11 protein-coding genes are annotated in these 19320 nt (G+C 69.7%); 9 read left to right on the forward strand and 2 right to left on the reverse strand.

The window, feature by feature from the left end; all coding sequences use genetic code 11:
- The first annotated feature begins 27 nt into the window (after positions 1-27).
- From ACX1DX_RS10930 to ACX1DX_RS10970, 9 genes are all read left to right on the forward strand, one after another.
- Complete coding sequence (locus ACX1DX_RS10930) at positions 28-2697, forward strand: MMPL family transporter (protein ID WP_459396631.1); 2670 nt, start codon at positions 28-30, stop codon at positions 2695-2697.
- Positions 2694-5306: a hypothetical protein gene (locus tag ACX1DX_RS10935; protein ID WP_459396632.1), complete on the forward strand. Its 2613-nt coding sequence runs from the start codon at positions 2694-2696 to the stop codon at positions 5304-5306. Before ACX1DX_RS10930 ends, ACX1DX_RS10935 begins: the two co-directional genes overlap by 4 nt.
- Before the next feature lie 111 nt (positions 5307-5417).
- Entirely contained in the window at positions 5418-6677 is a 1260-nt protein-coding gene (locus tag ACX1DX_RS10940) for a WXG100 family type VII secretion target (protein WP_459396633.1), read from the forward strand.
- Complete coding sequence (locus tag ACX1DX_RS10945) at positions 6677-7624, forward strand: hypothetical protein (protein WP_459396634.1); 948 nt, start codon at positions 6677-6679, stop codon at positions 7622-7624. The genes ACX1DX_RS10940 and ACX1DX_RS10945 overlap by 1 nt, the downstream gene beginning before the upstream one ends.
- 186 nt (positions 7625-7810) lie before the next feature.
- On the forward strand, positions 7811-8152 hold the full coding sequence (locus ACX1DX_RS10950) for a hypothetical protein (RefSeq protein WP_459396635.1): 342 nt from the start codon (positions 7811-7813) through the stop codon (positions 8150-8152).
- A 1-nt stretch (position 8153) separates the two neighbouring features.
- Positions 8154-8852, forward strand: coding sequence for a hypothetical protein (locus tag ACX1DX_RS10955; RefSeq protein WP_459396636.1), 699 nt, complete (start codon positions 8154-8156; stop codon positions 8850-8852).
- 186 nt (positions 8853-9038) lie between these two features.
- Positions 9039-9800, forward strand: a complete 762-nt coding sequence (locus ACX1DX_RS10960; RefSeq protein ID WP_459396637.1) for an MIP/aquaporin family protein — start codon at positions 9039-9041, stop codon at positions 9798-9800.
- A gap of 42 nt (positions 9801-9842) precedes the next feature.
- Positions 9843-11363 carry a glycerol kinase GlpK gene (gene glpK, locus ACX1DX_RS10965; protein ID WP_459396638.1) on the forward strand — a complete coding sequence of 507 codons (1521 nt, stop codon included), beginning with the start codon at positions 9843-9845 and terminating at the stop codon, positions 11361-11363.
- 255 nt (positions 11364-11618) lie between these two features.
- Positions 11619-13757, forward strand: a complete 2139-nt coding sequence (locus tag ACX1DX_RS10970; protein ID WP_459396639.1) for an ATP-dependent DNA ligase — start codon at positions 11619-11621, stop codon at positions 13755-13757.
- A 9-nt stretch (positions 13758-13766) separates the two neighbouring features.
- Here ACX1DX_RS10970 and murJ read toward each other — a convergent pair whose 3' ends face one another.
- Together murJ and ACX1DX_RS10980 are read right to left on the reverse strand one after the other, a co-directional pair.
- The gene (gene murJ, locus ACX1DX_RS10975) at positions 13767-17480 is read right to left on the reverse strand and encodes a murein biosynthesis integral membrane protein MurJ (RefSeq protein ID WP_459396640.1); all 3714 of its coding nucleotides are present in this window, start codon (positions 17478-17480) and stop codon (positions 13767-13769) included.
- Positions 17408-19318, reverse strand: coding sequence for a DUF6049 family protein (locus ACX1DX_RS10980; protein WP_459398211.1), 1911 nt, complete (start codon positions 19316-19318; stop codon positions 17408-17410). The genes murJ and ACX1DX_RS10980 overlap by 73 nt, the downstream gene beginning before the upstream one ends.
- Between the last annotated feature and the right edge of the window lie 2 nt (positions 19319-19320).

Raw genomic sequence — 19320 nt, forward strand, 5'->3', positions numbered from 1 at the left:
CGGTACACCAGAGGATAGGGCAATCTCATGTCAGCTTGGCTTTACGCCGTCGGCAAATGGTGCTTCCGGCGCCGCCTCACCGTGCTCGCCATCTGGCTGGCGGTCCTCCTGGGCCTGGGCGGCGCGGCCGCGGCCTGGTCAGGGAGCTTCAACAACGACTTCGACATCCCCTCCTCCAACTCCCAGGAGGCGTTGGAGAAGCTGAGGATGACGTTCCCGCAGGGTGCCGCCTTGTCGGCCATGGCGGTGATCGTGCTCCCCGAGGGCGAGTCGGTCGAGACCTACCGGCCCCAGATCGAGGACGCTGTCGCCAGCTTCGCCGCGCTCGACGAGGTGGAGGCCGACGGCGCCACCTCGCCCTGGAACGAGTTCGTGGACGGACTCGTCTCCGACGACGAACGCGCGGCGCTGATCCAGCTGAGCCTCGGGTTCTCCGGAGTGACCCCGACCGCCGACGACCTGGCGCCCATCACCGAGGTGGCCGACGCCCTGCAGACGGAGCTGCCGCCGGGCAGCGAGGTCGCGATGGGCGGCGAGGCCTACAACATCGAACTGCCCGCGCTGAGCCTCATCGAGATCATCGGCCTGGTGGTGGCCCTCATCGTCCTCACCGTGGTGCTGGGATCCCTCGTTGCTGCGGGACTGCCGCTGCTGACCGCCATCATGGGGGTCGGCATCACCACGGCGCTGATGTTCCTGCTGACGTCGGTCTTCGCCATCAACTCCACCACGCCCATCCTCTCCGTGATGCTCGGCCTCGCCGTCGGCATCGACTACGCCCTCTTCATCCTGTCGCGGCACCGCGACCAGTTGCGCCAGGGCCTCGAGCCGCAGGAGTCGGCCGGCCGCGCCGTCGGCACCTCCGGGTCGGCCGTCGTGTTCGCCGGTCTCACCGTCTTCATCGCGCTGCTCGGCCTGTCCGTCGCCAACATCCCGTTCCTCACCGTGATGGGCATCTTCGCTGCGCTCGGCGTGGCCCTGGCCGTCGCCGTCGCGCTGACCCTGCTGCCCGCGCTGATGGGGTTCATGGGCGAGAAGATGCGCCCCCGGGAACGCGCGCCGAAGGCCAGGAAGAAGTCCCGTTCCGGGACGGGTGCCTTCGCCTGGTGGGTGGGCGTCACCACCAAGCACCCGGTGGCCACCATCATCAGCGTCGTCGTGCTGCTCGGTGCGTTGACGATCCCGACGGTAGGGCTGCAGGTGTCGCTGCCCAACGCCGGCCAGCAGCGCGCGGAACAGCCCGCGCGGATCGCCTACGACCTCATGGCGGAGCACTTCGGCGAGGGCGTCAACGGCCCGCTCGTCGTGACCGCCGACATCATCGGCTCGACGGACCCCCTCGGCGTCATGGCCGACCTCAAGGCCGACATCGAGCGGATGGACGGCGTCGCCTCCGTGCCGCTGTCCACCCCCAACCCCAACGCCGACACGGGCCTCATCCAGGTGGTTCCCACCACCGGCCCGGACGACCCCGCGACCGCCGTCCTCGCCCGCGCGCTGATGGACCGACACGACGAGTGGCTGGCCGAGTACGACGTCAACACCAACGTCACCGGCATGACCGCCGTCCAGATCGACATCAGCGACAAGCTCACCCAGGCGCTGCTGCCGTTCGGGCTGCTGGTGGTCGGCCTGTCGCTGGTCCTCCTGGCCGCCGTGTTCCGCTCGGTGTGGGTGCCGGTGAAGGCGACGGTGGGCTACCTCCTCAGCGTCGGCGCGGCGTTCGGTGCCACCACTCTGGTGTTCAACCACGGCTGGCTGAAGGAGCTGGTCAACCTCGAGCGCGGCATGCCGGTCATCTCGTTCCTGCCCCTCCTGCTGATGGGCATCCTGTTCGGCCTCGCCATGGACTACGAGGTGTTCCTCGTCAGCCGGATCCGTGAGGAGTACGTGCACGGCAAGAGCGCGCTCGACGCCATCCGCAGCGGCTTCGTCGCCTCAGGGCCGGTCGTGGCCGCTGCGGCCGTGATCATGTTCGCCGTGTTCGCGTTCTTCGTCCCCGAAGGCATGGGGCCGATCAAATCGATCGCGTTCGCGCTGGCCGTGGGCGTCGCTGTGGACGCGTTCCTGGTCCGTATGACGCTGGTGCCGGCCGTGATGACGCTGCTCGGCGACCGCGCCTGGTGGCTGCCCGCGTGGCTGAACCGCCTGCTGCCCACCTTCGACGTGGAGGGCGAGGTGCTCTCCAAGGAGATGGCGCTCAAGGAATGGCCCGGCGACGGGTCGGCGCTGCACGCCGAAGACCTTGAGGTGGAGGGCATCGTCGAGCCCCTCACCCTGTGGCTGATGCCCGGCCAGGTGGCCGGTGTCGTCGGCCCCGTCGGCGCCCGCACCGGCGCCCTCCTGGCGCTGGGCGGCAGGCTCCAGACCACCGGTGGCCGAGCCCGGGTGGCCGGCGCGTTGCTGCCCGAAGGGGCAGGCCGGGCCCGCCGTCGGGTGACCTACCTCGACCTCGCCCATGTCGAGGACGTGGCCGCCGCGCTGGAGAGCACCCGTCCGGCCACCGTCGTGATCGTCGACTCCGTCGACGTGGTGACCCCGGGCGCCGCGCGGGACGCCCTCGACCAGCTCATCCAGAACACCCGTGCGCGGGGCGCCGTCCTCCTGGGCGCCGCCAGCGCGGAGCACCTCATCGACCTGACCCCCGACGGCGTGCTGAACGTCGCCACCCCCCTGCACGAGGAGACAAGGGCATGAGAAACACCCGCCCCACCCCTGCACAGATCGTCGCGATGGCCCTTGTGCCGCTGCTGGCCGCAGGCCTGATGCTGGGCCTGATCGGCCGTGGCGGCGAGAGCCGCATCGAGGCCGCCGTCGTGAATCTCGACCAGGCGGTCACCGTCGGCGACCAGTACATCCCCATGGGCCGCCAGCTCACGGCGGCCATGGTGGAGCGCGAAGGCGACAACATCAGTTGGACCCTCGCGGATGCGCCCAGCGCCACCGAGGGCCTCAGGTCCGGCCGGTTCTCCGCCGTCGTGACCATCCCGGAGAACTTCTCCGCCAACGCCACGTCCTGGTCCGAGAACGACGCGGCCAAGGCCGAGCAGGCTGGCATCCAGGTGGCGGTCAGCGACAACGCGCCGGTCACGGACGCCCAGGTGGCCGAGCAGATCGCCCGCATGGCCACCGACACCATCAACGCGCAGCTCACGGAGGGGTACCTCGACGGCATCTACGTGGGCTTCAACACCGTGGGCGAGCAGTTCGGCACCATCGTCGACGGCGTCTCCGAGTTGGAGGACGGCGCATCGCAGCTGTCCGACGGCGCGCAGCAGTCGGCCGACGGCGCCGCCCAGCTCAACGACGGCATGACGCTTCTCAAGGACAACGGCGGCAGGCTGGCCGACGGTGGCTCGCAGCTCGCGGAGGGCGTGGGTGACCTCGCCGTGGGCGTCGGCGCCCTGAACACAGGCGCCGGCCAGCTCGCCTCCGGTGCCGACCAGCTGGCCGACGGCGTGGACCAGTTCGCCGGTCAGGCGCCCCGCCTCGTCGACGGCGCCGAGCAGTTGGCAGACGGCGTCGAGCAGTTCTCCGGACAGACTCCGGCCCTCGTCGACGGCGTGACGCAACTGGCGGACCAGGGCGGGCAGTTGCTCGCCGGGCTCCCCGAGTTCGCCGAGGGTTCCGCCGCAGTGGTCGGCGGCGTCGACCAGCTCAGCGACGGCCTCAGCCAGATCATCACCGGCATCGAGAACCAGCCGGTCGACACCTCGGAGCTCGATCTGTTGGCCCAGGGCGCCCGCGCCACCGCCGACGGCGCTGCCGGGCTCAGCGGCGGCCTCACCCAGGCGGACCAGGCCCTGCAGGGCTACGCCTCCGGCGCCCTGCCCCTGCCCGCCGAGGTGGCCGCCGTGGCAGACCAGATCGCGCAGGCCTTCACGTGCCCCGTGGCGGATCCGGCGGCCACGTGCGAGATGCTCCGCCAGACGTTCGCGGCCGGCGCTGCCGCCGGCGTGCAGGGCGGGTTCCAGGCCGGCACCGGCGCCGGTTCGGCCGCGCTCAACACGCCAGACCCGCAGAGCGGGCTGTCGCTGGTGGGCGGCGCGGGACAACTCGCCGGCGGCGCCGACGCGCTGGCTGACGGGGTCGACACCCTTGTCGCCGAACTGCCGACGCAGACCGCCGAGCAGATGGCCGTCCTCAGCGGCGCCCTGACACAGGTGCGTGACGGCGCTGACCAGATCGTCAGCGAGGCCCAGCCCCTCGTCGACAACGCCCCCCTCATCTCGGACGGCGCCACCCAGCTCGGCGGCGGCCTCCAGCAGCTCAAGAGCCAGGTTGGCGCGCTGCCGGCCGGCGTCACTCAGTTGGCCGACGGCGCCCGCAGCCTGGCAGACGGCATCGCCCAACTCCCGGCCGGTGTCCAGCAGCTGCAGACCGGTGCCCGCGGCCTGGCCGACGGGGCCTCGGGCCTCGCCGGCGGCGTGGGGCAGCTCGACTCGGGCGCCCAGCAGCTGCAGACCGGCGCTGAAGAGTACGTCTCGGGCGTCGGCCAGTACACCACCGGCGTGCGCTCGGCAGCCGAGGGCACCGACGCGCTCAGCGGCGGGCTCAGCCAGCTGTCGTCCGGCGCCGGCCAGCTCTCTGACGGTCTCGAGCTGTTCAACACCGAGCTGACGAAGGGCGCCGAGGAGCTGCCCAGCTACTCGGCCGAGGACCGCAAGCAACTGTCCAGCGTCGCCGCGTCGCCGGTGGCCGAGGAGAAGGATTTGATCACGCCCACGGAGGTGGGTTCCACGGCGCTGCTGATCGTGGCCGGGCTGTGGCTCGGCGCCCTGGCGGCGTTCGCCTTCTGGCGTCCCGTGCCGCGCAACGTCGTCAGCTCTCGTGCAGCGAGCATCGTGCTCTGGGGCCGGACGGTGTGGCTGCCTCTGGTGCTCGTCGTCGGCCAAGGCCTCGTGCTGGGACTCATCGGTTCGGTCGTGCTGGGCCTGGGCGTGGGCACGGCCGCGGTCCTCGTGTTGCTGATGATGCTGTTGGGCGGTTCGTTCGCGTTGGTCAACCACGCCCTGGCCGGTTGGCTGGGCAACATCGGGCGGCTGATCTCGGGGCTGCTGCTCGCGGTGACGGTGGGCCTCGGCCTCTCCTCGGCCGTCGGCTGGCTCTCGCCGATCGGCGCGGTGTCGCCGCTCCAGAACGGTTTCGAGCTGGTCCGCACCCACATGGCGGACGGCACCGGCGAGGTGGGCCTGGCCTCCTTCGCGCTCCTGCTAGGCGTCGTCGCCCTCACCTTCTCGGTGACGGCGATCGCCGCCAAGCGTCGTCTGACCCCCGCGCAGTTCCGGGCGGCCCACGCCGGCTGATACTCCAACCCGGTGGGCGTACGGGCCCCCGCCACCGGCGGATCAACGGTGTGTGACGTGACCCGAACGGCTGGTTAACTTGGCAACGGTCTATGCCCGGAGGAGATGGCCATGGGTGACGCTGACAAGGCGTGGGAGCAGCTGATGAAGCGGGCCGCCGAGGGCGGTTTCGCCGGGCTGCGCGCAGATTCAGACGACGAGATCGACGACTCAGACCTGGGCGAAGCGCCCATCAACCCCAACTCCACCGGAGCCAAGGGCAAGAAAGGCGCCGGCGGCCAGGCGATGATGCCGCCCATGATGGGTGGCCCCGGCGGCGCGGGCCGCCCCGGCGCACCCGGTGGCGTGGCCCCCGGAGACATGGCGGGCGCCATGGGTGGCGGGATGATGCGAGGCGCCCCCGGCGCGGCCGGAGCCGGCATGCCCAGTGGTGCCACGTCCATGGGCGGCGGCCTCGCCGGAGGCGGCGCGGGCGCCCCCGCAATGGGCGGTGGGCCCGGTGGTCCGGGTGGCCCCATGGCAGCGGGCCTCGGCCCGGACGGGACCGGCCCCGGAGACCCCGGCCACGTCCTGCGGCCCGGTGACCCGGGCTATGTGCCCCGTCCGGGTGATCCGGGCTATGTTCCCGGCCCCGGGGAGCCTGGCTACGTGCCGGGGCCCGGGGAGCCCGGCTATTCTCCCCGCCCCGGGGAGTCCGGCTATTCTCCCCGCCCCGGGGAGTCCGGCTATTCGCTGCGTCCGGGTGATCCGGGCTACGTGCCGCGCCCGGGCGATGAGGGCTACGTGCCGCGTCCGGGGGATCAGGGCTACGTGCCGCGTCCGGGGGATCAGGGCTACGTGCCGCGTCCGGGCGATGAGGGCTACGTGCCGCGTCCCGGTGATCCGGGCTACGTCCCCCCGTCGCCGGGTTCAGAGGCCCCCTCGCCTTACCAGCCGCCTGGCTATCAACCACCCTCCTACCCGACGCCGTCATCGCCGCCCGCGTACCAGCAGCCCGGCGCCGAGGGTTCTGGGCAGTACACGTCACCCAGTTACCCGACGGGCCCAGGGTCGTACTCACCGTCGGGCGGTGGATCGGGCGGCGGCGGGAGCACCGGTGACTATCAGGTGGATCCGGCCCAGCTGGAGGCTGCAGCCCAGGAATGGGAGGAGCTGTCCGGCGAGATGGAGTCTGTGACGTCGACCCCCGTCCCCACCGAATTCGGTCTTGTGCCGGACCTCGGTGTGAACTCCCTGACGTCGTCCACCACTGACTGGTCCTCCGGGGCGGGCGGCGAGTACAACACGATCTCGGCGATGCTGCGGGCCTCGGCCAGCGACTACCGGGGCACGGAGCAGGCCAATGCCCAGCAGGCGAAGGGGATGATCTGATGATTCTGCCGATCGATCTCGTTGACGGGTTGTTCATCAAATTCGGCGGCCAGCCGAGCGGATTCACCTTGACCGAAGCGGAGGGCGTGGGGGCCCACCGGCTCGGGCCGGCCGCGGATGCGCTCAAGGCTGCCGTCGACGCCGCGGTGGAGGCGGATCGGAAGGACTCCGTGAACTGGTGGGACGAGTTCCTGTCGTTCGTGGAGCACGGCCTCTTCGGCTACCAGCAGGACCGCCGCGAGTTTGAGGCGAAGGGCGAGAAGATCATCCGGGATCTTCAGCGCGAGGTGGAGGCCGTTCGCGAGCAGATGACGGTCGTCCGAACGGAGGTGGGGCATGTCCCCGGCGACCTTGAGGCTGATGCGAGACGGTGGCGCACCAAAGCCGAACAGGTGTCACAGGTGCGCAGCAGGATCACCGCACTGCGACAGATCCCCGGTTGGATCAGCGGCGCCAGCAGCAGTTACACGGCGCGCAGCATCGTGCAGGACGGCGCGACGGAGGAACTGCGGGGGTTGGCCACCAGCATGGCCAATGCGATCAGCCAGCTCGCGCTGTTCAACCGGGCCCTCCTCCTCGTGATGGAGCGGGAGATCAAGGCCACCACCCAGGCTGTCCAGAGCCTGCAACCTGGCGCCAAGGGCTATCACTACCGACGGGTTGCCAACGCGCTCGATCTTCTGAGGGCGTTGCGGACGAACCTGCAGGACGCCCAGTTCGGACGCCCTGTCCGAGACAGCGCCGATGCGCTTGCCGGCAAGGTGACGGAATGCCTCTCGGCTCCTCAGCTGCTTGAGCCTGGCACGTGGCCCACAGGCGGTGGGCAGGCCTCTGTCCCGCCGGCCCCCACGGACTCGGTGCCGGATCCGGATGAGGCAGAATCACGGGTGGACGATCCGGCCGGCGCCCAGCAGCCCGGCGGAACCAACGACGGGGTGAAGAGGTAAGGAATGCGTGGAGCCGTTTCGATGGGATTGCGGTCCCTGGCCGCCTGCAGTGTCACGCTGTTGATCCTGAGCACCGGCTGCACCCCGGACGGCCCGGCACCCGCCAGCCCTGCAGGGACTGTGGAGGCGTCGACAGATGCTCCCTCGGCGACCCGGTCGTCCAGTGACCCGGCGGCCACTGGGTCGGTGCAGCTGGAGGAGTTGGGCGAAGACGATTACCCCACGACCGTCGGGGGTTTCACCCTGAACTGGCTGCTCGGACAGCCGGTGTACGACGCCGGAAAATCGGATCGGATCGTTGTAGCGCCCTGGGCATGGAGTGAGCGGGCGGCTGAGTGGAGCGAGGGCCTCGCGAATGGGCAGACAGAACTGCGCCCCGGTGTCTGGTGTTACGAGGCGAATGACGCGCAATGGTGCGTTGGGAACTCGGAGAGCGGTCGCCTCTTCCTCAACCGGGACATGTTTGACACCTTGACGCTGGAAGAACTCGCTGCCTGGACCGAGAGCTTCGTGGCGGAGGTTCCCTGACGTGACCGACTTCGACGACGACCTGGACCCGCTCGCGCCGCCACCCTACGGCGGCGATGAACCCGAGGAAGAGGCAATCGACGAATCTGACGGCGGGTTCTCAGACCGCGAAGGCATTGTGCGCCTCTGGTCTGAGCACGGCCGCCTCACCAAAGTGCGGCTTAGCCCCGTCTGGTTCCACAAGGTGCCGGACGCCGCGGCGTTGGAGGCCAGGTTCCGCGAGGCGCTGATGCTGTCGACCCTCCAGCTGGCGGTACCGCCAGAACCCGGCGCGGCTCCCGAAGAGCCCGAACTGCCCCGTGAAGTGCACGAGCGTCTGCGCGACCTGCCCGCGCTCAGCCGTCGGTCACTGGTGTTGTTCGACCGCGTCGGCCGGGATCTCGACGCGCGGCATGCCGCAGCCCTGGCTGCGACCAGGGAGACGGAACCAGGGGCGCCGGCCAGGGGCCGCTCGAAGGGCGTCACCGTCATCCTCAACGGCGACGGTGCGGCGGAACGCATCGTGTTCGATCCGAAGTGGCTCGACGATGCCCAGGTGGGGTCGATCTGTACCCACATCATGCTGGCGGCCGAACGGGCCTATGCACGCCACGATGAGGTCGAACGGGCGCCCTCTGGGCTGGATGAACTGGACCAGGAAAGAGACGTGTTGAGGACGGCCCTCCTCACCATGCTCAAACCCCGCGACAGTCGGCCCTGACAGGGCCATCTGCCTCTTCCCCATCGGCATCGACAGCGTTTCATCACGCAGTTATGTGCACCGGTGTCTAGCCGTTCTGCACAGGTGTGCATGGCTGTTGCAATGACGTGCAACTTGCTCTTTGCTGGGGTCAAACGCGTCTACGGAAGACGTCTATCTGACACTGCAGTCAGGAATGGAGAAATCATGGGAACCATCTTCCTCTCTGAGGCCGTCGGCTCGATGCTGCTGCTGCTACTCGGTGGTGGCGTGGTGGCAAACGCATTGCTCGCCAAGACGAAGGGCAACGGCCAGGGCTTCCTCTTCATCAACTGGGGCTGGGGTCTTGCGGTGTTCGCGGGCGTCCTCGCCTCCTACGCATCCGGTGGCCACATCAACCCCGCCGTCACCGTCGGCCTGCTCGTCAACGGCGCCGAGGAGATGGGTGGCGAACCCGTCTCCGTCGGCCTGGTGCTGGTGTACTTCGCCGGCCAGCTCGTCGGCGCCATGGCCGGCGCCGGCCTCGTGTGGCTGACGTACAAGCAGCACTTCGACACCGACACCGATCCCAACCTCAAGCTGGCCGTCTTCTCGACCGCACCTGAGATCCGCAACCCGATCTGGAACCTCATCACTGAGGCCATCGGCACCTTCGTGCTCGTGTTCGTCGTCATCGCGGCCGGCAAGTTCACCGAGGCGGGCGGCGAAGGCCCGGCCAACCTCGGCTGGCTCGGCGCCCTCGGCGTGGCACTGCTCGTCGTCGGTATCGGCATCAGCCTCGGTGGCCCCACCGGTTACGCCATCAACCCCACCCGTGACCTCGGCCCCCGCATCATGCACGCCATCCTGCCCATCCCCGGCAAGCGCGACTCCGACTGGAGCTACGCCTGGGTCCCGGTGGTCGGCCCCCTGATCGGTGGCGCCCTCGCGGGTCTGCTCGCGCTGGTCCTACTCCCGCCGGTCGCCTGATCGCATCCATCCACCCTCACTGACGAGAAGGACTGAAGACACATGACTGACAAGTACGTACTTGCCATCGACCAGGGCACGACGAGTTCCCGTGCCATCGTTTTCGACCACAAGGGCACCATCGTGTCGGTCGGCCAGAAGGAACACGAGCAGATCTTCCCCCGCGCCGGCTGGGTCGAGCACGACCCGCAGGAGATCTGGCGCAACGTGCGCACCGTCGTGGCGGAGGCACTGAGCCAGGCCGAGCTGAACCAGAAGGACATCGCGGCCGTCGGCATCACCAACCAGCGCGAGACCACCGTCGTGTGGGACAAGAACACCGGCGAGCCTGCCTACAACGCCATCGTGTGGCAGGACACCCGCACCGCGAAGATCGTCGACGAACTGGGCGGCGCCGAAGGCCAGAACAAGTACAAGGCCCGCGTCGGCCTGCCGCTTGCCACCTACTTCTGTGGACCCAAGGTGAAGTGGATCCTCGACAACGTCGACGGCGCCCGCGAACGTGCGGAGGCCGGTGACCTGATCATGGGCACCATGGATTCCTGGGTGCTGTGGAATATGACCGGTGGCACCGACGGCGGCGTGCACGTCACGGACGTCACCAACGCCTCCCGCACCATGCTGATGGACTTGAAGACCCTCAGCTGGGACGAGGAGATCGCGGCCGACATGACCATTCCCCTGTCGATGCTGCCCGAGATCCGCAGCTCCGCAGAGGTCTACGGCGAGGGCCGCGAGACGGGCATGCTGGCCGGCGTCCCGATCGCCGGCATCCTGGGCGACCAGCAGGCCGCCACGTTCGGCCAGGCCTGCTTCGAGGTGGGCATGGCGAAGAACACCTACGGCACCGGTAACTTTATGCTGATCAACACGGGCACCGAGGTCGTCCCGTCGGAGAACGGCCTGCTGACCACCGTCTGCTACAAGATCGGCGACAAGGACGCCATCTACGCCCTCGAGGGCTCGATCGCCGTGACCGGCTCGCTGGTTCAGTGGCTGCGCGACAACCTGGGCATCATCTCGTCGGCTCCCGAGATTGAGAAGCTGGCCGCCTCGGTCGAAGACAACGGCGGCGCGTACTTCGTGCCGGCGTTCTCCGGCCTGTTCGCCCCCTACTGGAAGTCCGACGCCCGCGGCGCGCTCGTCGGCCTCACCCGCTACGTGAACAAGGGCCACATCGCCCGCGCCGTCCTGGAGGCCACCGCCTACCAGACGCGCGAGGTGCTCGACGCCATGGAAGCAGACTCGGGCGTGAAGCTCGCAGAGCTCAAGGTGGACGGCGGCATGACGGCCAACGAAACCCTCATGCAGTTCCAGGCCGACATGCTCGGTGTCGACGTGGTGCGCCCCGTCGTCGCAGAGACCACGGCGCTGGGCGCTGCCTACGCGGCTGGGATCGCCGTCGGCTACTGGGAGGGCGAGCAGGACGTCATCGACAACTGGGCCGAGGACAAGCGCTGGACCCCGTCGATGGACGAAGCCGAGTGTGATCGCAAGTTCCGCCTGTGGAAGAAGGCCGTGACCCGCACGTTCGAGTGGGTCGACGAAGATGTGAAGGAGTGATCCTTCCGGCTGTGCTTTCATAGCTGGGTCCCGCTGCGTCGCAGGGCTTCCGTGAAGGAGGCCCTGCGACGTTGCATTTCCCCCGGCTCCCGGCCCCGGCGGCGGAGTGAAGTTGTGCACCAAGTCCGCTGCACAACTCAACAACGCCGCCCCCGGCCCACGTGGCACCGCATACCGGCTCGACGGCGGAGTGAAGTTGTGCACCAAGTCCGCTGCACAACTTCACTCTGCCCCCTCGGGAAGTAGCCTTGGCGCATGGCTGAGCCGGTGATCCTCAAGATCGATGGACCCTACGGCGAGCGGGAGCTGAAACTCTCTTCGCCAGACAAGGTGCTGTGGCCCGACGACGGGGCAGGCGCCGTGACCAAGCGCGGCCTCGCCGACTACCTGCTGGCCGTCTCCGACGCCTTCCTGCACCTGAACGGGCGCCGGCCGATGACGCTGCAGCGGTTCCCTGAGGGGATCGAGGGCGAGGAGTTCTTCTCCAAGCGGCCACCGAGGGGTGCGCCGGACTTCCTCCGCACCGTGATGTGCACCTACCCGTCGGGCCGACGGCACGAGCAGCTCCTCTTCGACGAGCCGGCGGACCTCGCCTGGGCCGCGCAGATGGGCACCATCACGTTCCACCCCTGGCCTGTGCGTGAGGACGACGTCGACAACCCCGACGAGCTGCGCATCGACCTCGACCCCCAGCCGGGGACCGACTTCAAGGACGCCGTCAAGGCCGCCCACGTGCTCCGCGAGGTGATGGCAGAGGTGGGCCTCAAGGCCTACGCCAAGACCTCCGGCAACCGCGGCGTGCACGTCTTCGCCCGCATCAGGCCCACCCACGAGTTCCAGCACGTGCGCCACGGCGTGATCGGCATCGCCCGCGAGCTCGAGCGCCGCATGCCGGTCCTGGTCACCACCAGCTGGTGGAAGGAGGAGCGCGGCCAGCGCGTCTTCGTCGACTTCAACCAGGCCAACCGCGACCGCACCATCGCCGCCGCCTACTCTCCGCGCCCCCTTCCCGGTGCCCCGGTGTCGATGCCGGTGCGCTGGGAGGACCTCGACGACGTGGAGCCGCGCCAGTTCACCGTCCACACGGCGCCGGGCATCGTGGCGGAGCGCGGCTGCGCCTGGGCCGACATCGACGACGAGGCGGGCACCATCGACGGCGCCCTGGCCCTGTGGGAGAAGGACCTCGAGCGGGGCCTGGGCGAGCTCAACTTCCCGCCCGACTACCCCAAGATGCCCGGCGAACCGCCTCGGGTGCCCCCGTCGAAGCGCCGCGAGGACAAGGCCGACGACGACTACCTCGCGCCCAAGGCCGAGCGCGACGCCGAGTGGGGCACCGCCGTCGTGCCGCCGTTCGGGCCGATGCTGGCCAAGCCGGTCAAGAAGCTGCCGAAGGGTGAGTACCTGTTCGAGCCCAAGTGGGACGGCTTCCGCTCGATCATCTGGCGCTCCGGCGACAACGTGGAGATCGGCAGCCGCAACGAGCGCCCGATGACCCGATACTTCCCTGAGCTGGTCGGGGCCATCATCGACAACTTCCCGGACCACTCGGTGATTGACGGTGAGATCATCATGATCGACCCCGAGACCGGGGACCGCCTCAACTTTGACGCCCTGCAGCAGCGCATCCATCCTGCCGCCTCGCGCATCGAGAAGCTGTCGAAGCTCATGCCCGCCAGCTTCGTCGCGTTCGACGTGCTGGCCCTCGGCATGGACAACTACACCGAGAAGCCGTTCAAGGAGCGCCGCAAGGCGCTGGAGAAGGCGCTGAAGAAGGCGAAGCCGCCGATCTACCTGACCCAGGCCACCAGCGACGAGCCGACCGCGATGGAGTGGTTCGAACAGTTCGAGGGTGCAGGCCTCGACGGCGTGATCGCCAAGCCGTTGGACGAGGTGTACCAGGAGGACAAGCGCGTCTTGTACAAGCTCAAGCACGAGCGCACCGCCGACTGCGTCGTGGCCGGCTACCGCCTCTACAAGGGCGAGACCGAAGCGGTCGGCTCGCTGCTGTTGGGCCTGTACACCGACGACGGGGTGCTCAACTCGGTGGGCGTGATCGGGTCGTTCCCGATGGAGCGGCGGCGTGAGCTGTTCGAGGAACTCCAGCCCCTCGTCGACGAATCCGATGCGCACCCATGGGCGGAGATCGCCGCTGCGCAGCGCACGCCGACCTCTGCGCAGCATTCGCGGTGGAACGCGAAGAAGGACCTGTCGTTCGTGCCGCTGCGGCCGGAACGGGTGGTGGAGGTGAAGTACGACCACATGGAGGGGGACCGGTTCCGGCACACGGCGCAGTTCGTGCGGTGGCGCGACGACCGGGAGCCGGAGTCGTGTACCTACGACCAGCTTGAGGAGCCGCTCAGCTACGACCTCGACAAGGTGCTCGGGGCCGGCTGACCTTCCCGGTTACTGCAACGTGACCTCGGCTACCTCGGCGCGGAACCCGCCCTCGACGGCCGGCAATTCAGTGAAGTACACCAGCACCCACTGGCTCTCCACAGGCTCCGGGAGGGTGATGGTGGCCGTGCCGTTGGCGGCCGGGTCTGCCCCGACGATCTCCCAGTCGGCCTCGGTGCGCATCGATGGGGTCTCGCCCTTCGGCACCCGGATCTCCACCGAGGTGGCGCCCACCAGCGTGAGGGTGACGCTGCTCACCGTGCGCGGCTCGCTCAGGTCCAGCACCAAGCCCACGCCGGGCTTCAGCCCGCCGAGTTTGGGGTTGCGGAGGTAGCGCATGGTCTGCCAGGTGGTGGCCGGGTCGCCGTCGATGACATTGGCGGCCCGGTCCGGCACTTCCTCGTTGTTGCCGCCGTCGGTCTCCGGGTCGAAGTCGGTCACCTCTGCCACGGTGATGGGCCCGGACGCGACGGTGTTCTCGCCGTTGCCGGGTGTCGTCTCGCCGGGCGAGACCGGAATGGCGCTGGTCCCGCCGGGGGTGGTGGGGTTCGCCGGCTGCGGATCGTTGCCGCCGAAGAGGCTGAAGACCAGTGCGATGGCGAGCCCGATGACGGCCAGCGCCAGCAGGATCCACCAGAGGCGACCGTTGCGGCTGGGGCGTGCGCCCTCCCCGACGGGCGCCTCGTCCTGGCGCGGCTCCCGGCCGAAGCCGAAGAGCGAGTCGTCGTCCGCCGCGACCGGGAGCGTCACGGTGGGTGGCGCGGCCACGGCGTCGTCGGAGCGGCGGATGACCTCCGTCTCGCGGAACAGGGCGGGGCGGGGCGGGACGTCGTCGAGGCCATGCCACGAGCGCACCCGCTGCTCCAGGTCCAGGGACGCGTCCGCGTTGCCGAGCACCTCGTCGAGGGCGGCGACGAGCTGGGAGGCGCTGAGGATGCGCGGGACGCTCAGGTCGCCGCGCTCCGTGAGCGTGGCGGAGCAGATCCGGTCGAGGGCGGGCGAAATGCCCACCTGCACCGTGTGGGCGGGGGCGGTCTCGCCGGCGATGATGGGGGCCGCCGGCAGGTCCCAGGCAGCCCCGCCAGGCCAGTGGCGCACCAGGGTGGCGTACAGCAGGCTGCCGAGGGCGACGACGTCGGCCCGCTCCCGCGTGGACCAGGCCGTGTCTTCCGCGTCGCCGCGGGCCAGCGTGGCCTCGATCCCGAAGCCCACCAGCCGCACCGCGCCGGAGGTGGTGATGATGACGTTGTCCGGGGTGATCTGCTCGTGGAACAGGCCCTGCGCATGCACGCCGACCAGCGCATCTGCCAGTTCGCGAACGATGTAGGCGGCCTCGATGGCGCTCAGCGGGCCCTTCGATAGCAGGTCCGTCAGCGAGCGCCCCACGGCGTACTCGGCCACCACGTATGCGCCGATGCCCTGGTCGCGGTCCACCGTCTCGTCCGCGTCGAGCACGCGCAGGAAGCGCGAATCGGTGGCGGCGGCGCCCTTGCGCGCGGCCCGGAGCAACTCGGGGCTGCGGGGGTCGCCGGGGGCGAGCACGTGCACGACGACATCGCGCGACAGCACCTGGTCGTGCGCCCGCCACGTCTCGGCGCCATGCCGCTCGGCGAGTTGCTGGACGAGCTCGTAGCGCGTGTTGAGCAGCGTGCCGACGCTGGCGATCTGCCCCCGCTGCTCCTCGCGGAAGAGGCCCTCCAGGTCCAGCGGACCGGTGGGGTCGTCGTCGATGTCGGGTTCGGGCCGACGGTCCATGGCGATGTCCTCATCTTCAGCTCCGGCGGCGACCTCGTTGTCGACGGGCCAGGCGGGGTGGGCATCGAACGTGCGCTGCACGATCGGTGGACGGTTACGGATGATGGTGGGCGGCCCCGAGTCGAAGTCGAGCGGGCCGGTGATGGCGGTCATGACGAGCGCCTCGTCGTCGCGGTCGTCCCTGTCATCACGGTCGCCGCGCGGCGCGTCCGTGGTGGGCTGGGCCGCGGGGGTGGCTGGGCCGCGGCGGCCGAAGCGGCTGCTCAGCAGGGTGGAGAGGCTGGTCAGCTCGCGCACCTTCAGCAGCTTGCCGATGGCGACGAAACTGCCGAGGATCAGCAGCCCGCCCAGCGCCAGCGCCACGACGTTGCCCAGGAACTGGGAATCGATCAGGCGGGTCAGCCAGCCGGCCAGGAAGTAGGCCGGCACGCCGCCGACGGCCGAGGCCAGCAGCAGCCGGAGGATGTGCATCCCGATGGCCCCGCCGTCGATGCCCGGCACCCGCCGCTTCAGCAGCCGCCAGGACACCAGCACGCCGGCCAGGTAGGCGACCGAGTAGGCCAGCGCGAGCGCGGTGGCCACCCACGAGGACGGCTCGTCCATCCAGGCCTGCGCGGCTGAGACCAGGCCGATGGCGCCCGCCATGTTCAGCCCCGCGATGAGGACCTGCACGAGGAACGGGGTGCGGGTGTCCTCCAGCGCGTAGAAGGTGCGCAGCGTCACGAACTGGACGGTGAACGGGATGAGCCCGAGAGCGAAAGCCATCAGGGCCCAGGCCACCAGGTCTGAGCTGGAGCGGCCGGCGCCCTGCCCGAAGAGGATCCCGGTGGTGGGTTGCGCCAGCGCGAGGAACACGACGGCGGCCGGGACGATCACGATCAGCGCGAGCCGCACCGTCTTCATGAACTCCTGGCTGACGCCTTCCGTGTCGCCTGAGGCCGCCAGGCGGGAGGCGCTGGGCAGCATGGCGGTGGCCAGCGACACCGTGATCAGCGAGTGGGGGAGGATCCACAGCAGGTGGGCGTTGGCGTAGGCGACGACGCCGGCGCCCTCGCCGGTGGCCGTGGCCGAGGTGGCGAGGCGTTGCACGACGACCAGCGCGAGCTGGTTCACGGCCACGAAGCCGATCGTCCACTTCGTGAGCGAGAAGGTGTGGCCGAGGCCGGTGCCCTTGAGGTCGAAGCGGGGCCTCAGCTTGAAGCCCACCTTCCTGACGTACGGCAGCAGCACGAGGGTCTGCACGGCGATCCCCGCCGTCGACCCGATGCCCAGCAGAAGGATCTGCGGTGTGGTGAACGCCTGGCTGTGGTCCTGCTGGTTGCCCCAGACCACCAGGTAGGTGCTGAGCACGACGATGGCCACCACGTTGTTGGCGATGGGGGCCCACATCATGGGGCCGAACTTGTCGCGTGCGTTGAGGATCTGGCCCAGCAGGAAGAACGCGCCGTAGAAGAAGATCTGGGGCAGCGTCAGGAACATCAGCGCGATGAGGGAGCCGTACTGCGCCGCGAGTCCGGGGTCGCGCCAGGAGCCGGAGGTGTAGATCCGGGCGACGATCGGCGCACCGATGGTGACCAGCACCGCGACGGCGGTGATGATCAGCATGAACGCCGTCATGATGCGGTTGGTGTAGGCCTCCCCGCCGTCCTCGTCCTTCTTGATGGCGCGCACGATCTGCGGCACGAGCACCGTGTTGAGGGCGCCGCCGGCGAAGAGGATGTAGAGGGAGTTGGGCACCATGTCCGCGAGGCCGTAGATGTCGGCCTGACGGGTGGCGGTACCGAGGATGAACGCGAGCAGGGCGACGCGGACGACGCCCAGGACGCGCGAGATCAGAGTCCCCGACGCCATCACCGCACTCGCGGAGACCAACCTCTTCGTACTGCTGACCTGACTCACTCGCTCCCCTTCGGCGGAAGGCCTTGATCCGCCCGCGCGCGTTCGCGGCGGACGGCGGCGATGCGCCACGCGGTGCCTCCCAGCACCACTGCACCCGATACGACGATGATGATCCAGCCGACGCGCCCAAGATCGGTGGCCGTGATTTCGATGGGCGGTCCCTCGGAGAGGACCTGGCCCTCTGCGGTCACCAACCGGGGCCGCACCAGGGCGACACCGTTGGCGGCGGCCTCCGGCGTGATCGTGATGGTGGCGGTGCCCCGTGCGGGCACCTCGACCGCCTTGACGCCCGGCACGCTGATGCGCTGCGGGGCGTCGGAACTGAACTCGACCCCGACGACGATGGGGATGTCCAGTTCGTTGCTGAGCGTGGCGGGGAACTCATTGACGCGCGCCCCCATCACGTAGTTGGCGGCGGCCCGCAGGGTGACGCGGGAGAGGTCCACCTCCGCCGGCGACGCGGCGTTGAGGTAGTCGACGGCGGCGGCCTCCGTCGGGAACCCCTTCGAGTAGACGGTGGCCCCCACGGCGGCCAGGTCGTAGGCCTCCGCGCTGGGGGTGAGGTCCGCCATCAGCGAGGCGTTGCCCGTCTGCTCATCCAGCGCCGCGACCAGTTCCTGGTAGGCCGCCGGCGTCTGGGCGTCGGCCCAGCGCAGCGGCTCCGCGGGGGTGGTGGTGGCGGGGACGTGCTCGCGGTAGGGCGCGAGCTCGTTGTCGATGGCGGCGGCCTCCGGGGTGTCGATCACGTACAACGGCGGGCGGGGCGCGAGCAGCTCGTCGGCGATCTTGCGGGCCAACTGCACGCCGGCCGGCAGGGCGGTGACCGCGCCCTGCGGGGCTGCGGTGAGCACGCGGGGCGGGCCGACGCTGGCGCCGGTGGCGTTGCGGATCACCACGGTGCTGAATTCGCCCAGTTTGCTGACCAGATCCGTGTTGGCGCCCTCGTCGAGGACGGCCACCGACGGCAGATCGAGGAGGTCCTGGGGCGTGGCCTCGCGCGCCCAGGCCAGCACACGCGGCAGCTGGCCGGTCGCGTCGACGCGTACCAGATCCGGGTTGGCGAACGGGAGACGCCACAGACGGCCGTCGTCGGCCAGGGCGTCGACCCGCTCGACCCAGCGCAGGGCCACCCCGTTGGCGGGTCGTGCCTCACCGGCGACCGTGTGCTCGGCGCTGAGCCACTGCACGGCCTGGTAGAGCGCCGGGTCCACGGCGCTGATGACGCCGGGTCGTTCGGCGGAGCTGAGGAGGGTCTCGAGGCGGCCGCTGAGCTGCTCCGTGAGCGAGTCGTCGAGGAACGAGCCGTCCGGCAGCCACGAGGGGGTGCCCGCCAACACCACGAGGGCGCTGGAGCCCACCGGCTGCTGCGTGGCGGGGGTGACGACCTGGGCGCGGCCGACCACCATGTTCTCGGCGTCGTCGGGAATGCCGCGCACCTGGACGCCCAGGAGGTAGACCGCGTCGTCGCGACCGAGGGGGACCTGCGAGGGGCCCTCGGCGACGAGCTCGGCGACGGTGGCGCGGACGGTGAAGTTGGCGCGCTCGCCGGGGCCGAACGGCTCGTCGCGGGTCAGGATGTCGAGGTTTCCGGCGGCCTCTTCGAACAACCGGTTGCCGACGGGCAGGTTCGCGGTGATGGAGGTCAGCTCATCGGTGGTGAGGATGGGCACCGGGGCGCGCCAGAAGTGCACGTTGACGTAGCGGATGGGGGTGGTGGAGACGTTCGTCAGCCGCCCCTGGATCTCGACGACCTGCTCGGGATTGTCCAGATTGAGCGTGGGGGTGGAGATGGAGGTGATCTCCACATCGAGGTATTCGGAGGCTGCGTTCGCCGTCGACGGGGTGCCGACGAGGCCCATCGCCAACAGCATCGCTGCCAGCAGGGCACGCAGCAACCGACCGACCATCA

Source organism: Tessaracoccus zhenghani (genome assembly GCF_054552775.1).

Coding starts and splice junctions, on each gene's coding strand:
- ACX1DX_RS10930 (WP_459396631.1), top strand. CDS start 28: ATGTCAGCTTGGCTTTACGCCGTCGGCAAATGGTGCTTCCGGCGCCGC.
- ACX1DX_RS10935 (WP_459396632.1), top strand. CDS start 2,694: ATGAGAAACACCCGCCCCACCCCTGCACAGATCGTCGCGATGGCCCTT.
- ACX1DX_RS10940 (WP_459396633.1), top strand. CDS start 5,418: ATGGGTGACGCTGACAAGGCGTGGGAGCAGCTGATGAAGCGGGCCGCC.
- ACX1DX_RS10945 (WP_459396634.1), top strand. CDS start 6,677: ATGATTCTGCCGATCGATCTCGTTGACGGGTTGTTCATCAAATTCGGC.
- ACX1DX_RS10960 (WP_459396637.1), top strand. CDS start 9,039: ATGGGAACCATCTTCCTCTCTGAGGCCGTCGGCTCGATGCTGCTGCTG.
- glpK (WP_459396638.1), top strand. CDS start 9,843: ATGACTGACAAGTACGTACTTGCCATCGACCAGGGCACGACGAGTTCC.
- ACX1DX_RS10970 (WP_459396639.1), top strand. CDS start 11,619: ATGGCTGAGCCGGTGATCCTCAAGATCGATGGACCCTACGGCGAGCGG.
- ACX1DX_RS10980 (WP_459398211.1), bottom strand. CDS start 19,318: ATGGTCGGTCGGTTGCTGCGTGCCCTGCTGGCAGCGATGCTGTTGGCG.